The following is a 13,361-nucleotide window of genomic DNA, read 5'->3' as shown; positions in this document are numbered from 1 at the left end:
CGAAAACCGTGGGCCACACATGTCGCTCTGAGTAGCCCAACGGTCAGGTAAACCGGTTTACCTGGCCAGTGTAGGCGAGATCACAGAAAGGCAGGAGAGTCAGTTGTGGAACCGTTACAAGCGGGGGTCCGGCTGTCCGGACGACTTCCTCAGGCGGAGCTCACCGGTGAGCACGGTCGACAGCGGCGGTTCCTGTCCCTTGAGCATGTCCAGCAGGATGCGGGCGCCGACACTGCCCAGCGCGCGGTGCCTGTTGCGGACGGTCGTCAACGGTGGCGTGACGAACGAGGCCAGGGGGATGTCGTCGAACCCGGCCACCGCCATGTCGTCGGGGATGGTCAGACCCGCCTCTCTCAGCACGGAGTAACCGCCTACGGCCATGAGGTCGCTGCCGTAGAAGACGGCGGTGGGGCGTTCACCGTCGCGCCCGGCGATGATGCGCTCCGTGGCCTGGGCCCCGCCCGCGATGGTGTAGCCGCCGTTCTCCTCCACCGGCCCCGGCTCCAGTCCGAACTCGCGCACCGCCTGCTCCCAGTGGCGTCGGCGTTGGAGCGCGTGCAGCATGTGGGGGTCGCCCTGGACGTGCGCGATGCGCTGGTGGCCCGCCTCGACGAAGCCGCGGACCAGACCGCGGATCGCCTCCCTGGAGTCATTGGTGATGGTGGGGAAGTCGGAGGAGCCCTCCGGTGCGCCGACCACGACGGCGGGCGCGCCCAGGCGGCGCAGCATCGCGGGGCGGCCGTCGTCCGTCCGCAGGTCGGTGACCAGGAAACCGTCGACGAAGTGGTCGTTGAACAGCCGCTCGTAGGTGGCGGTCTCGGTCCGCTCGTCGGGTACGAAGCGGATGACGGTGGCGTGCTCCTCGCCGGAGAGCACCGACTCGATACCGGACAGGAACGACGGGAAGAACGCGTCGAAGTCGAGGATCTCGGGGGAGCGGCGTACGACCAGGCCGATGGTGCCCAGCGACTTGCCGTTGAGCGCGCGTGCGACGTAACTCGGGCTCCAGCCCAGTTCGACCGCCGCCTGGCGGATGCGTTCACGGGTACTGGCGCTGGTACCGGTACCGGTGTTCAACGCCCGTGACACAGCGCCCTTGCTCACGCCCGCCCGACGGGCGACATCGCTGATCGTGGGGCGCTTTCGACCCGTGCTCCCGCTTGTCATGGTGAAGATGGTAGTCCGCCGGGCTTCGGGGACCCGCGTCGATAGTGCCTGGTACCGCGGCCTGCCGGGCCAGGGTCGGCCTCGGTCCGGGGGAAGGGGCGTGGTGGACGGGGGCCTCCCGTACTAGGGTGTGCCGTTATGGACTGGACCCAGCGGCTCGGATCCGTCAAGCGGTGGACCCGTGCCGGGGTCCGCGCTCCCCACAAGCCCCTCCTGCTGCTGTACGCGCTCGCGCACCACCAGCGGCACGGCAACGCCCCCATCGTCTACAGCGAGGTCGAGGCCCGGCTGGCGAGGCTCCTGCGGGAGTTCGGCCCCGCGAACGACACCAAGCCCGGCTATCCCTTCCACCATCTGGAGACCGACGGGTTCTGGCGGGTCACCACGGTGGACGGCGAGGGTTCGCCGGGCTCGGGGGTGACCCTGCTGCGCGGGAAGGAGGCGCGGGGCAGGCTGAGCGCCGACCTGGACGCGGCCCTGCGGGACGACCCCGGCCTGGCCGCCCGTATCGGCCGCCACCTGCTCGACGACAACTTCGCCCCCTCGCTGCACGAGGGCATCATCGCCCTCACCGGTCTCAGCGTGGGCCAGGGGCCGGTCCCCGCACCGGGGGAGGGCGGCGTCCGCGATCCCCGGTTCCGGGAGACCGTGCTGACCGCCTACGAGCACCGGTGCGCGTTCTGCGGGTACGAGGGGCGGCTGGACGACGTGTCGGTCGGACTGGAGGCCGCCCACATCCGCTGGTGGTCGCACGACGGCCCCAACGACCTGGACAACGGCCTGTGCCTGTGTCCGACGCACCACCTGCTGTTCGACCGCGGCGTCCTCGGGCTCACCGGCGAACTCACCGTCGCGGTGTCCCCGCGGTTCGAGGCCCGCTCTCCCGCGGCCGAGACGAACGTCCTCTCCCTCGCCGGGCGCGAACTCGTCCGCCCGGTCCCGGGGAGCCCCGCCGTCGAACCCGCCCATGTCGACTGGCACTCCGAGCAGGTCTTCCGGCGCGTCGCCGCCTGAGGTCCGCCGCCCCGAACGGCGCGTCCCGACCCCCGCCGACCCTCTCTCCGAGTACCGCGAAACGGGCTGGATCGTGACACGGGTCACGCGCGTGTCAGGATTCTGTTAACACCCGCGTCACGTTCGGTCGTATTGTTCGTGCAACGCCCACCTGCGCGTTCGCCCGGCAGGGGCTTCCGCGTCCCCCGCCACGGCGCCTGGAGAACACATGATCACGTACCCCGCGCGCTTTCGCCTGTCGCTCACCGGCTCCCTGTTCATCGGCTACGTGCTCCTGCTGGCACTGGCCCTCACCGCCGTGGGCGCGCTGTGGGCCGTCCACATGGACCGGGCCACCGACCGCCACTACGCCGACCGGGTCCTGAGCCTGGCTCGCTCCGTGGCCGTGATGCCGGAGGTCGTCGCGGGCCTCCAGTCCGCCGACCCGGCGGCCGAGCTCTCCCCCCTGGCCGACCGGATCGACTCCGCCACCGGTGCCGAGTTCGTGGTCATCGCCTCCCCGGAGGGGATCCGCTACTCCCACCCCGACGACGAACTCATCGGCCGCACCGTGTCCACCCCGCCCGGACTCGCCGCGGAGGGACGGGAGTGGACCGGTGTGCAGGAGGGGACCCGGGGGCGCACCGTGCGCGCCAAGGTCCCGGTGTTCTCCGGCGGCGGCTCGGTCAACGGCGGCGACGCGCGGGGCGAGGTGGTCGGCTACGTCTCCCTGGGCATCCTCGCCTCCAGCGCCGCCACCGAGGCCAGGGCCGCGATCCCCGCCATACTGGGCACGGTGGCCGTGGTGCTGGTCCTGGGCGTGGCCGGCGCGTGGGCCCTCTCCCGCCAGGTCCGCGCCAAGACCCACGGCCTCGAACCCGCCGACATCACCTCTCTGCTGGAGAGCCGTGAGGCCCTGCTGTACGCGGTCCGCGAGGGCGTGCTCGCCGTGGACGGCTCGGGCCGCCTCGTCCTGGCCAACCCGCCCGTCCGGGAGATGCTCGGCCTGCCCGAGGACGCCGAGGGCCGCGGCCTCGACGAACTCGGCCTGTCCGAGCGCGTCCGCGACATCGTCTCCGGCGACGACCCCGGCGACGACCGCCTCCTTCTGGCGGGGCACCGCATCCTGGTCGCCAACCGGATGCCGGTCCACGTGCGCGGCCAGGACGCCGGAGCGGTCGTCACCTTCCGCGACCGCACCGAGCTGGACCGGCTCACCGGCGAGCTCGACGGCGCGCGCACGGTCACCCGCGGTCTGCGCGCCCAGACCCACGAGTTCGCCAACCGGGTGCACACCATCGCCGGGATGCTCGAACTCGGGGCCCACGACGAGGCCCGCGCCTACCTCGCCGACCTGTCCGCGACGCACAGCCGCACCAGCGAGGACATCTCCCGGCACGTCGACGACTCCGCGCTGGCCGCGCTGACCATCGCCAAGTCCGCCCAGGCCTCCGAGCTGGGCGTCGACCTGCGGCTGTCCCCCCTCACCAGCGTCCCCGCCCTGGCCAGGGACGTACGCTCCGACGCACTGCTCGTCCTCGGCAACCTGGTCGACAACGCGCTCGACGCGGTGGCCTCGTCCCCGCACGGCTGGGTGGAGCTGATGGTGCGGCTGCACCGAGCCGACGGCACCGACCTGCCGCACGACCTGCTGGAGATCCGGGTGACCGACTCCGGGCACGGGGTGGCCGACGACGTGGCGGAGGAGATCTTCCGGCTCGGGTTCACCACCAAGGCGTCCCGGGACGGCGGCACGCGCGGGCTGGGCCTGGCACTGGTCAAGCAGGTCTGCGAGGGAAGAGGGGGAAGCGTGGAGATGGAGGCGCCCGACGCCGACGAGGGTGCGGTGTTCACCGCCTGCCTGCCCCTGTCGGGGGCCGAGGCGCCGCTGGGGGCGGTCCGATGATCCGCGTCCTGGTCGTGGACGACGACGTGCGGGTGGCGCGCAACCACCAGGAGCTGGTGGAGTCGCTGTCCGGGTTCACCGTGGCGGGGGTCGCGCACACGGCCGCGTCCGCCCTCACCCAGATCCGGGGGCACCAGCCCGACCTGGTGCTGCTCGACCTGCACCTGCCCGACGCCTCGGGGATCTCGGTGATGCGCGCCCTGCGCGCCGCCGCCACCAGCGCCGCGCCCCAGCAGACGGACTTCCTGATGATCACCGCCGTGCGCGATATCGGCCAGGTGCGCTCGGCCATGCACGGCGGGGCGGTCCACTACCTGCTCAAGCCGTTCCCGCTCAGCGTGCTGCGCGACCAGCTGGAGCGCTACGCCGTGGCGCGCCGGAGGATGGACGCCGACGGGGAGGCCACCCAGCAGGAGGTGGACCGGCTGTTCGGGCTGCTGCGCCCGGCCGCGGGCCGGTCGCTGCCCAAGGGGCTGACCCCGACCACCGTGGATCTGGTGGCGGGAGTGCTGCGGGAGGCGGAGGGGGACGTGTCGGCCTCGGAGGTGGCCGAGCGCGCCGGGGTGTCCCGGGTGACCGCGCGGCGCTACCTGGAGCACCTGTGCGCGAACGGCCGGGCCGAGCTGCGCATGCGCTACGGCTCGGCGGGCCGCCCCGAACACCTCTACCGCTGGACGGCCTGAGCCTCCTCGGGGCCGCCGCCGATGTGCTTCCTCCACTCGCCGCTGGCGGTGAGCCAGTGCGGCACGAGCTTTACGGGGAAGGGGAAGTCGGTCTCGAAGACGTCCTCGCCGTGGACCTGGATGACCTCCTGGTAGCAGCCGTCCTCCAGACGGAGTTCGACGAGCCCGACCTTGTCGGCGAGGGGGTTGATGATCCAGTAGGAGGGGACGCCGAACGCCGCGTATCCGTGGCGCTTGGTGTGGTTGTCCCGCAGGACGCTCTCCGGGGAGACGATCTCCACGGCGAGAAGCGGGGGAACATCGAAGTAGCCCTGTGGTGGCAACTCGCAGTCGAAGACCGCCAGATCAGGAATACGGTGATGGGTTCGGTCGGCGTTCAGGTCGACACCAGGACCCTCACCGATCTCCAACCCGTCCGGAGCTACGGTACCGAGGTGAAAACCCAGGCGGTAGGAAACGCGCGTGTGCGGGGGCTTGGGGGCTGGCGACACGTCAAGCCGCCCGTCGACCAGCTCGTACCGCCGACCGTCGTCCGGCGTGTTCTCCAGGTCGTCCACGGTCAGGCGTCGTCCGGGTGCTTTCGGGTGCCTGGTAGCCATGACCAACATCATGCCTCCTTGTCTTCATGAGGGCCAGTATTCGGGTGCACGCTCGGTTACCGGCGAGTTTCACAGAGAAAGCCTCGCAAGGGTGTCCGAAACCCGGCCCCGCACCTGGCCCTTTACCCCCGGAAGTGTCGGTGGTCCGTGTCACACTCGACCCATGTTGGACCACCTCGGAATCCAGGTCAGTGACCCCGCGACCAGCGCCGCCTTCTACGACGCGGTCCTCGCCCCGCTGGGCGCGCGCCGCGTCCTCGACTTCGGCGAGAACATCGGCTACGGCACGTCCGATCCCGACTTCTGGATCGGACCCGCGCCCACGACCGGTGAGGCCCGAGAGTCGCACTTCGCCTTCACGGCGCCCGACCGGGCGTCGGTGGACGCCTTCTTCGCCGCGGCCGTCGAGGCGGGCGCGGAGGTGCTCCACGAGCCGAAGGTCTGGCCGGAGTACCACGAGCACTACTACGGCGCGTTCGTCCGCGACCCGGACGGCAACAACGTCGAGGCCGTCTCGCACGTCCCCGCCTGACGGACACCCCCGGAGACACGGACGACGGGGGCGGCGAAGATCCCTCCGCCCCCGCCGCCCCCGCCGCCCCCGCGGCTCGCCAGGGCGTGTTCCGGGTTTGGATCATGGTGTGGCGGGCAGACCGCGCAACCACGACAGGGCCCCCCGCAGGCGAGGCCCCATGAGATCCGGTGACCCTCACCCCCGACTCCCCCGCACCACCACAGAGACGGCACCCGAGGACTCCGGCGACGGAGCGGCCCCTTCCGGTGGGACGATGAGCACACGTACCGCCGACGGTTCCACCTCGGCCGATCCCACGAACGAAGAAGAGCGCACCACCATGCCCGAGAAGTTTTCGCCCAGCACCATGACCGAGCAGGAAGCACGCGACCTGTTCACCCGGCTCGACACGGACCAGGACGGCTCCATCAACATCCACGAGTGGCTGGTGTACGCCGAGCAGGATCTGGGCCTCGACCGCATGAGCGCGCTGCACGCCTTCGCCCTCGACGTCGACACCGACCACGACCTGCTCATCAACCAGGACGAGTTCGTCCGGATCGGCACGCAGGGGGCCTGAGGTCCCCGACGCCCCGTGCCGGCCCCGCCTCGGGCGACCTTCGACGAAAGCCGGTGCGGGGGGCCGGCCGAAGCCCGTCGGCCCCGGCCCGCCCCCACCATGGGAGGTCCGTCGGGTCCTCCGGTGGGGGGAGGCGCGCGCGGAGCGGTCGACAGTAACGTGCGGAGGGCTCCCACCGTTCGACCACGGACGGTGGACCCCCTACAGAGCCATGTGAGTGAGAACCCCCGTGCCCCTACCAGCCCGAGAGCGAGCGGCGGGAGGCGTTCGCCGGGTGGTTGCACTACTACAATCACCATCGGTTCCACACCGCGATCAGCGGCCCTCCCGCTTCCCGCGTCACCAACCTCTCAGGTCAATGTGCTCGGCCCCGTCGGGGATGTCGCTGACCGGCTCGGGCAGCCAGTCGCCCACGTAGGACTCCCGCCGGGCCCGGGCGCTGCGCAGCCGGTCGATGGCCAGACGTGAGGTGACGGTGACCAGGTAGGCGCGCGGGTCGTCCACCGCGGCCGGGTCGACGGAGGACCAGCGCAGCCAGGCCTCCTGGACGACGTCCTCCGCGTCGGAGGCGCTGCCGAGGATGCGGTAGGCGACGCCGGTCAGGAGGGAGCGGTGCTCTTCGAAGACATCGGTGGCCATGAGAGGCAGACGTACCAGCTCCGGCCGTACGTGACATCCCCCGCCCGCGAAACGGACCCTCCCGTCCGGTGGACGGGGACGTCCCGGCCGGTGAACGGGTCCCGTCGGCGCACCCTCCCCGGAGGCGGGAGCAGTAACGTGGCGCGGTCAGAAGCGCGGACGAGGAGGGAGGGCAGCCGCTGTGTACCGACTGCGCACGTGGGAGCCGGGGGACGCCGACCGGGTGCTGGAGGCCTTCGCCGAGCCGGAGCTGGCCTGGCAGTCACCCGAGGTTCCCGACACCCCGGAGCTGGCCGCGGTGTGGATCGATCGGCAGCGCGCCCGGGCGGAGGAGGGCACGGCCTTCGGTTTCGCGGTCGTCGAGGACGGCGGGCCGGTGCTGGGGCACGTCCAGGTCACCGTGACCAGCAGGAACCACGACACCGGCTGGGTCTCCTACTGGACCCTGGCCGAAGCGCGGGGCCGGGGCGTGGCCACGGCCGGGACGCTGCTGGTGAGCGAGTACGCATTCGCCGAGGCGGGCCTGTTCCGACTGGAGCTGGGGCACCGCCTGAACAACCCGGGGTCGTGCCTGGTGGCGCGCCGGTCCGGGTTCCGCCCGGAGGGGATCGAGCGGAGCAAGCTGCGCTACGGCGCGGAGCGCTTCGACACGGGCGCGCACGCCCGGCTGGCCACCGACCCGGTGGAGGGCGTCGAACCGCGACCCTGCGCGCCCTGAGCGTCGCGCCCGGCGCGGACACAGAACGCGGGGCGCGGCGTGCGCCGTGCCCCGCGTCCACCCCCACAGAAGGTCGTACGCAAGAGGTTCGTCGAGTCGACCGGTTAGTCCTCGACGGAGATGCCGGACGTCTTGGTGCCGGAGGCCACGTTGCAGTCGCCGCCCAGCTCGAAGCCGGAGAAGGCCAGCACGTCGGCGCAGATCGGCACGGTGATGTTCTGGATGTTGGAGTTGTTGTCAGCCGCGGCGGTGCCGGACATGGCGCCCAGGGCGAGGCCGGTGGCGAGGATGAGACCGGAGACGGAGGCGAAGCGCTTCATGGTGTTGGTCCTTTTCGGTTCGTGGTGTGATCGTTGGTGCTGACGGGACCCGTGGGTCCCGCTGCGACGGAGCCGGGTGCGAGGGCGGGCCAGTCCTAGTCCTCGACGTGGATGCCGCTCGTGTCCTTCCAGCTCACGACGTTGCAGTCGCTGCCGCTGACGCCGGAGGCCTTGAGAATGTCCAGGCAGATCGGGATGGTCACGTTCTGGACGTCAGCGTTGTTGTCCGCGGCGGCGGTCCCGGTGAAGGCACCGAAGGCGAGGCCGGTGGCGAGGACGAATCCGGAAACCTTGGCAATACGGGACATTCTTCTTACCTTTCGGAGGTTCCAAACAGGGTGGCTGCATCCGCCGGAATTAACTTAGCGTAGTCACGAACGTGCTCGGAGTACTTTCGGGGAAGAATCCAGAGTTTCCCTGGAGTTTCCTCGGCTTCCTGGTGGACATGCCGGACATATAGCCGCTTCGCCGGGTGAAGGTTTTACCCAACCGAAAGCAGGGCCGGAGGCGATGACCGGCGAATGTATCGGAACCTGGATTTGTCCGATATCAGGCGCACGAAAAAGGCCCGCACGGCTGACCGTGCGGGCCTGGTGCTTCGCTGTGGGATTGGCTTCGCCGCGGGACTACCAGCCCTGCTGCTGCCCGTACCCCGGGTACTGCTGCCCGTAACCGGGCTGCTGGCCGTACCCCGGCTGCTGCTGCCCGTACCCCGGGTACTGCTGCTGGTCGTAGCCCGGGTACTGCTGCCCGTATCCGGGCTGCTGGCCGTAACCCGCGTACGGGTCCTGCGGCTGCGCGCCGGTCGGCGGGTGCGGGTAGGCGTGCTGCTGGCCCGAGGGCTCCTGCTGGTGCTGGTGCTCGGCCCTGGCGGCGTCGTCCTTCTTGCTGTCGGGGTCCGGGCGGAAGATGAACAGGCGGGCGGGCTTGTCACCCTCGTCGCCCGGAGTGATCAGGTCCAGGCGCCACCCGGCCTCCTCGATCCCCTCCAGGATGCGGGTCAGCCCGGGACGCAGCTTGCTGGAGGCCTCGTCGTAGGCGTTCACCTCCAGCTGGATGATGAACATCCGGCGCTTCTGCTGCGCGGCGACCTTGGCGTGCTCGACGACCGTGCTGTCCCTCACGACCTGCGTGACGCTCATGAATAACCGTACCCATCTGCTCTGCGTGGAGCTTGCCGTACTCGTCGGGCTGACACCCGGTCATCCGCGTCCACCGTGGCGGGACTCCGCCGGGCTCCGCAACCATCATGCCCCCTGGAGGCGTATCTGGCCACAGAGAGCCGTGGGCGCCCCCTCAGGAGGAGGAGGCGGCAGCGGCGCGGACGGCCTCGGCGACGGGTGTCTCCCCGTTCACCAGGTTGAGAACCCTGCCGACCGTCCCCGGTTCGTCCAGAAGGGCGACGATCACCGAGGCCACGTCGTCTCGGGTCACCGCGTCGCGCTCGACCTCCCCGCCCAGCTCCACCCTGCCGGTGCCCGGGTCGTCGGTCAGCCGGCCCGGGCGCAGGATCGTCCAGTCCAGCTCCAGGTCGCGCTCGCGCAGGTCGGCGTCGGCCGCGCGCTTGGCCTCCACGTACGCGGCCCATGCTTCGCCGGGGGCCGTGTCGTCCGGCACGGGCTCGTCCACGTTGATGGCCGACACCTGGACCAGGCGGCGCACGCCCGCCAGGGAGGCCGCGTCGGCGGTCAGCACGGCGGCCTTGTGGTCGACGGTCCTCTTGCGGTCGGTGCCGCTGCCGGGGCCCGCGCCCGCGGCGAACACGACGCCGTCGGCGTTCATGACCTTCTCCGTCAGCTCGGTGACGGTGGCCTTCTCCAGGTCGATCACGACCGGTTCGGCACCGGCGTCGACGACGTCCTGGGTGTGGTCGGGGTTGCGGATGAGGGCGACGGGCTCGTCACCTCGGTCGGCCAGCTGCCTGGCCAGCCGCAGCGCGATCTTCCCGTGTCCTCCGGCGATGACGATACGCATGGGGGAGAGCGTATGCCCTCGCGGCGCGGTGAGCGGGGTAGCGACCCTGTCCGCCGGGTCACATCCCGCTTTTCCGTGTGTCCTGGCCCGGTCCACGGACAGCGGGTGGCGCGGTGCCGCGTGCGTCCGGGGCCGGTGACGGTCGGCCCCGCCCACCAGCAGCGGAGGGCCCGGCCGCACGGATCCCCGTGTGTCCGGACCCCGCACCAGGCGGGGCCCGGACACGGTCCTACTCCACCCTCCAGGTGTCCCCGCTGGCCAGCAGGGCGGCCAGCTCGCCGTCGCCGCGCTCGGCGCGCGCGTCGGCGACCTGCTCGTTCACCAGCTCGTCGTAGGCCGGGCGGCGCACGTCCCGCAGCACCCCGATCGGCACGTGCTCGAACGCGGGCTGGTCCAGGCGCGACAGCGCGAACGCGTACCCCGGGTCCTCCCGGTGCGCGTCGTGCCGCAGCAGCCGCTCCTCTCCCACCGAGTCCACGTCCACGACCTCCAGGCCGCCGAACTCCCCGGCGATCACGCCCCGGTCCGGACCCAGCCGCAGCGGCTCGCCGTGCTCCAGGCGCAGCAGCCGGGCGTCCCGCGCCGCCGGGTCCTTCAGCGGCTCGAACGCGTCGTCGTTGAAGATCGGACAGTTCTGGTAGATCTCCACGAACGACGCGCCGGGGTGGTCGGCCGCCGCCCGCAGTACCGACGTGAGGTGCTTGCGGTCGGAGTCGACCGTGCGGGCCACGAACGTGGCCTCCGCGCCCAGCGCCAGCGACAGCGGGTTGAACGGGTGGTCCAGCGAGCCCACCGGCGAGGACTTGGTGATCTTCCCAGGTTCGGAGGTGGGGGAGTACTGGCCCTTGGTCAGCCCGTAGATCCGGTTGTTGAACAGCAGGATGTTGATGTTGACGTTGCGGCGCAGCGCGTGGACGAGGTGGTTGCCGCCGATGGACAGCCCGTCGCCGTCACCGGTCACCACCCACACCGACAGGTCCGGGCGGCTGGTGGCCAGCCCGGTCGCGATCGCCGGGGCGCGCCCGTGGATCGAGTGCATGCCGTACGTGCTCAGGTAGTACGGAAAGCGCGAGGAGCAGCCGATGCCCGACACCATCACGATGTTCTCGCGCGGCACGCCCAGCTCGGGCAGGAAGGACTGGAAGGCGGCCAGGATCGCGTAGTCGCCGCAGCCCGGGCACCAGCGCACCTCCTGGTCGGACTTGAAGTCCTTCATCTTGTACGCGGTGTCGGTCCTGGGCACCAGGCGCAGTCCGCCCGGGACCTCCGGCGCCCCGTGCACGTGGCCGTTGCCGCCGGGACCCGTCACGTTCTCAGTCACGGTCGATGACCTCCTGAAGCACGCCCGCGAGCTCCTCGGCCTTGAAGGGCAGGCCGCGGACCTTGTTGTAGCCGATGACGTCGACCAGGTACCTGCCGCGCAGCAGCAGGGACAGCTGGCCCAGGTTGATCTCGGGGACCACTACCCGCTCGTACCGGTTGAGCACCGTGCCGAGGTTGGCCGGGAACGGGTTGAGGTGGCGCAGGTGCGCCTGCGCCACCCGGCCGCCCGCGCGGCGCACGCGGCGCACCGCCGCGGTGATCGACCCGTACGTGCCGCCCCAGCCGAGGACCAGCACGTCCGCCTCCCCGCCGGGATCGTCCACCGCCAGCTCGGGGATGTCGCGGGCGATCGCGTCGATCTTGGCCTGGCGTGTGCGGACCATCAGGTCGTGGTTGGCGGGCGTGTACGAGATGTCGCCGCTCTGCGCGTGCTTCTCGATACCGCCGATCCGGTGCTCCAGCCCCGCCGTGCCCGGCACCGCCCACGGACGGGCCAGCGTCTCCTCGTCGCGCAGGTAGGGCAGGAAGGTCTCACCCGGCCCGTTGGGCCCGGTCGCGAACGCCGGGTCGATCCGCGGCAGCTCGGAAACCTCCGGCAGCCGCCACGGCTCCGAACCGTTGGCCAGGTACCCGTCGGAGAGCACGACCACCGGCGTGCGGTAGCGCACCGCGATCCGCACGGCCTCCAACGCGGCGTCGAAGCAGTCCGCGGGGGAGGCGGGCGCCACCACGGGCACCGGCGACTCGCCGTTGCGCCCGTACAGGGCCATGAGCAGGTCGGTCTGCTCGGTCTTGGTGGGCATGCCGGTGCTCGGACCGGCCCGCTGCACGTCCACGATGACCAGCGGAAGCTCGGTCATCACCGCCAGCCCCACCGTCTCCTGCTTGAGCACCATGCCCGGACCCGAGGTGGTGGTCACGCCCAGGGAGCCGCCGAAGGCCGCGCCCAGGGCGGCGCCCACACCGGAGATCTCGTCCTCGGCCTGGAACGTGCGGACCCCGAACCGCTTGTGCCGGGACAGTTCGTGCAGGATGTCCGACGCCGGGGTGATCGGGTACGAGCCCAGGAACAGGGGCAGCCCCGACCGCTCGGACCCGGCGATCAGCCCGTAGGCGGTGGCCAGGTTGCCGGTGATGTTGCGGTAGGTGCCCGCCGGGAGCCGCGCGGGCTTGATCTCGTAGGAGACCGCGAAGTCCTCGGTGGTCTCGCCGAAGTTCCACCCCGCCTGGAACGCGGTCAGGTTCGCGGCGAGGATGTCGGGCTTGGCGGCGAACTTCGACTTCAGGAACGAGGTCGTCCCCTCCGTCGGCCGGTTGTACATCCACGACAGCAGGCCCAGGGCGAACATGTTCTTGGCCCGCTGCGCGTCCTTCTTGGAGATGTCGGCGCCGGACAGCGCCTCCACCGTCATGGACGTCAGCGGCACCGCGCTCACCTTGAACGCGTCCAGCGTCCCGTCCGTCAGCGGGTCGACCGTGTACCCGACCTTGGCCAGGCTGCGCTTGGTGAACTCGTCGGTGTTGACGATCACGGTGGCGCCCCGGGGCAGGTCGCCCAGATTGGCCTTGAGGGCCGCGGGGTTCATCGCCACCAGTACGTCCGGGGCGTCCCCCGGCGTCATGATGTCGTGGTCGGCGAAGTGCAGTTGGAAGCTGGACACCCCGGGCAGGGTTCCGGCGGGAGCGCGGATCTCCGCGGGGAAGTTCGGCAGGGTCGACAGGTCGTTGCCGAACGACGCGGTCTCCTGCGTGAAGCGGTCACCGGTCAGCTGCATGCCGTCGCCGGAGTCCCCGGCGAAGCGGATGATGACGCGGTCGAGCTGTTCGATCTGTTTGGCCACTGAGATCGACGACCTCCTTGGTGAGCCGCCGGTCGTAACGGGCGGCGGCGCTCGGGTGTCGCCCCCGACCGGACCGCGACGTCGCGGTCCGGGTGTCTGGCTCG

14 protein-coding genes and 1 pseudogene are annotated in these 13,361 nt (G+C 71.1%); 6 read left to right on the top strand and 9 right to left on the bottom strand.

Features of this window, described 5'->3' with window-relative positions:
- Positions 1 to 114: 114 nt before the first annotated feature.
- Positions 115 to 1,167: a LacI family DNA-binding transcriptional regulator gene (locus ACSIH6_RS18070; RefSeq protein ID WP_435109478.1), complete on the bottom strand. Its 1,053-nt coding sequence runs from the start codon at positions 1,165 to 1,167 to the stop codon at positions 115 to 117.
- A 138-nt stretch (positions 1,168 to 1,305) separates the two neighbouring features.
- Here ACSIH6_RS18070 and ACSIH6_RS18065 point away from each other — a divergent pair, with 138 nt between their 5' ends.
- The 3 genes from ACSIH6_RS18065 to ACSIH6_RS18055 all read left to right on the top strand — a co-directional run bounded on the left by ACSIH6_RS18065 (position 1,306) and on the right by ACSIH6_RS18055 (position 4,749).
- Positions 1,306 to 2,181: a phosphorothioated DNA-binding restriction endonuclease gene (locus tag ACSIH6_RS18065; RefSeq protein ID WP_435109477.1), complete on the top strand. Its 876-nt coding sequence runs from the start codon at positions 1,306 to 1,308 to the stop codon at positions 2,179 to 2,181.
- Positions 2,182 to 2,389: 208 nt separating this feature from the next.
- The gene (locus ACSIH6_RS18060; RefSeq protein ID WP_435109476.1) at positions 2,390 to 4,066 is read left to right on the top strand and encodes an ATP-binding protein; all 1,677 of its coding nucleotides are present in this window, start codon (positions 2,390 to 2,392) and stop codon (positions 4,064 to 4,066) included.
- Complete coding sequence (locus ACSIH6_RS18055) at positions 4,063 to 4,749, top strand: response regulator (RefSeq protein WP_435109475.1); 687 nt, start codon at positions 4,063 to 4,065, stop codon at positions 4,747 to 4,749. Before ACSIH6_RS18060 ends, ACSIH6_RS18055 begins: the two co-directional genes overlap by 4 nt.
- Here ACSIH6_RS18055 and ACSIH6_RS18050 read toward each other — a convergent pair.
- The gene (locus ACSIH6_RS18050; RefSeq protein ID WP_435109474.1) at positions 4,731 to 5,348 is read right to left on the bottom strand and encodes a Uma2 family endonuclease; all 618 of its coding nucleotides are present in this window, start codon (positions 5,346 to 5,348) and stop codon (positions 4,731 to 4,733) included. The two genes, ACSIH6_RS18055 and ACSIH6_RS18050, sit on opposite strands and share 19 nt — an antisense overlap.
- Positions 5,349 to 5,511: 163 nt before the next feature.
- Between ACSIH6_RS18050 and ACSIH6_RS18045 the strand changes: the two genes are divergently transcribed.
- Both ACSIH6_RS18045 and ACSIH6_RS18040 read left to right on the top strand, forming a co-directional pair.
- Positions 5,512 to 5,880 carry a VOC family protein gene (locus tag ACSIH6_RS18045; protein WP_435109473.1) on the top strand — a complete coding sequence of 123 codons (369 nt, stop codon included), beginning with the start codon at positions 5,512 to 5,514 and terminating at the stop codon, positions 5,878 to 5,880.
- Positions 5,881 to 6,136: 256 nt separating this feature from the next.
- Complete coding sequence (locus ACSIH6_RS18040) at positions 6,137 to 6,442, top strand: EF-hand domain-containing protein (RefSeq protein ID WP_435109472.1); 306 nt, start codon at positions 6,137 to 6,139, stop codon at positions 6,440 to 6,442.
- Between the two features lie 351 nt (positions 6,443 to 6,793).
- Here the strand turns inward: ACSIH6_RS18040 and ACSIH6_RS18035 are convergent.
- A pseudogene (locus tag ACSIH6_RS18035) lies at positions 6,794 to 7,081 on the bottom strand (sigma factor); the annotation flags it as partial.
- A gap of 181 nt (positions 7,082 to 7,262) precedes the next feature.
- On the opposite strand from ACSIH6_RS18035, the gene ACSIH6_RS18030 reads away from it, so the two are divergent.
- The gene (locus ACSIH6_RS18030) at positions 7,263 to 7,799 is read left to right on the top strand and encodes a GNAT family N-acetyltransferase (RefSeq protein WP_435109471.1); all 537 of its coding nucleotides are present in this window, start codon (positions 7,263 to 7,265) and stop codon (positions 7,797 to 7,799) included.
- A gap of 104 nt (positions 7,800 to 7,903) precedes the next feature.
- Here ACSIH6_RS18030 and ACSIH6_RS18025 read toward each other — a convergent pair whose 3' ends face one another.
- The 6 genes from ACSIH6_RS18025 to ACSIH6_RS18000 all read right to left on the bottom strand — a co-directional run bounded on the left by ACSIH6_RS18025 (position 7,904) and on the right by ACSIH6_RS18000 (position 13,257).
- Positions 7,904 to 8,119 (bottom strand): hypothetical protein, encoded by a 216-nt coding sequence (locus tag ACSIH6_RS18025; RefSeq protein WP_435109470.1) that lies wholly within the window; start codon positions 8,117 to 8,119, stop codon positions 7,904 to 7,906.
- 95 nt (positions 8,120 to 8,214) lie between these two features.
- Positions 8,215 to 8,427 (bottom strand): hypothetical protein, encoded by a 213-nt coding sequence (locus ACSIH6_RS18020; RefSeq protein ID WP_435109469.1) that lies wholly within the window; start codon positions 8,425 to 8,427, stop codon positions 8,215 to 8,217.
- Between the two features lie 318 nt (positions 8,428 to 8,745).
- Positions 8,746 to 9,261, bottom strand: a complete 516-nt coding sequence (locus ACSIH6_RS18015) for a hypothetical protein (protein WP_435109468.1) — start codon at positions 9,259 to 9,261, stop codon at positions 8,746 to 8,748.
- A gap of 154 nt (positions 9,262 to 9,415) precedes the next feature.
- Entirely contained in the window at positions 9,416 to 10,093 is a 678-nt protein-coding gene (locus ACSIH6_RS18010; protein ID WP_435109467.1) for an SDR family oxidoreductase, read from the bottom strand.
- Positions 10,094 to 10,322: 229 nt separating this feature from the next.
- Positions 10,323 to 11,414 (bottom strand): 2-oxoacid:ferredoxin oxidoreductase subunit beta, encoded by a 1,092-nt coding sequence (locus ACSIH6_RS18005; RefSeq protein ID WP_435109466.1) that lies wholly within the window; start codon positions 11,412 to 11,414, stop codon positions 10,323 to 10,325.
- Positions 11,407 to 13,257 carry a 2-oxoacid:acceptor oxidoreductase subunit alpha gene (locus ACSIH6_RS18000; protein WP_435109465.1) on the bottom strand — a complete coding sequence of 617 codons (1,851 nt, stop codon included), beginning with the start codon at positions 13,255 to 13,257 and terminating at the stop codon, positions 11,407 to 11,409. Before ACSIH6_RS18000 ends, ACSIH6_RS18005 begins: the two co-directional genes overlap by 8 nt.
- Positions 13,258 to 13,361: the final 104 nt, after the last annotated feature.

Origin of the sequence: Nocardiopsis synnemataformans, from assembly GCF_965343085.1 — a bacterium.
Classification (GTDB): domain Bacteria; phylum Actinomycetota; class Actinomycetes; order Streptosporangiales; family Streptosporangiaceae; genus Nocardiopsis; species Nocardiopsis alborubida.
The sequence above is the reverse complement of the archived record's forward strand: the minus strand, read 5'-3'. Positions and strand labels throughout refer to the sequence as shown.

Coding starts and splice junctions, on each gene's coding strand:
- ACSIH6_RS18070 (WP_435109478.1), bottom strand. CDS start 1,167: ATGACAAGCGGGAGCACGGGTCGAAAGCGCCCCACGATCAGCGATGTC.
- ACSIH6_RS18065 (WP_435109477.1), top strand. CDS start 1,306: ATGGACTGGACCCAGCGGCTCGGATCCGTCAAGCGGTGGACCCGTGCC.
- ACSIH6_RS18060 (WP_435109476.1), top strand. CDS start 2,390: ATGATCACGTACCCCGCGCGCTTTCGCCTGTCGCTCACCGGCTCCCTG.
- ACSIH6_RS18055 (WP_435109475.1), top strand. CDS start 4,063: ATGATCCGCGTCCTGGTCGTGGACGACGACGTGCGGGTGGCGCGCAAC.
- ACSIH6_RS18050 (WP_435109474.1), bottom strand. CDS start 5,348: ATGGCTACCAGGCACCCGAAAGCACCCGGACGACGCCTGACCGTGGAC.
- ACSIH6_RS18045 (WP_435109473.1), top strand. CDS start 5,512: ATGTTGGACCACCTCGGAATCCAGGTCAGTGACCCCGCGACCAGCGCC.
- ACSIH6_RS18040 (WP_435109472.1), top strand. CDS start 6,137: ATGAGCACACGTACCGCCGACGGTTCCACCTCGGCCGATCCCACGAAC.
- ACSIH6_RS18025 (WP_435109470.1), bottom strand. CDS start 8,119: ATGAAGCGCTTCGCCTCCGTCTCCGGTCTCATCCTCGCCACCGGCCTC.
- ACSIH6_RS18020 (WP_435109469.1), bottom strand. CDS start 8,427: ATGTCCCGTATTGCCAAGGTTTCCGGATTCGTCCTCGCCACCGGCCTC.
- ACSIH6_RS18015 (WP_435109468.1), bottom strand. CDS start 9,261: ATGAGCGTCACGCAGGTCGTGAGGGACAGCACGGTCGTCGAGCACGCC.
- ACSIH6_RS18010 (WP_435109467.1), bottom strand. CDS start 10,093: ATGCGTATCGTCATCGCCGGAGGACACGGGAAGATCGCGCTGCGGCTG.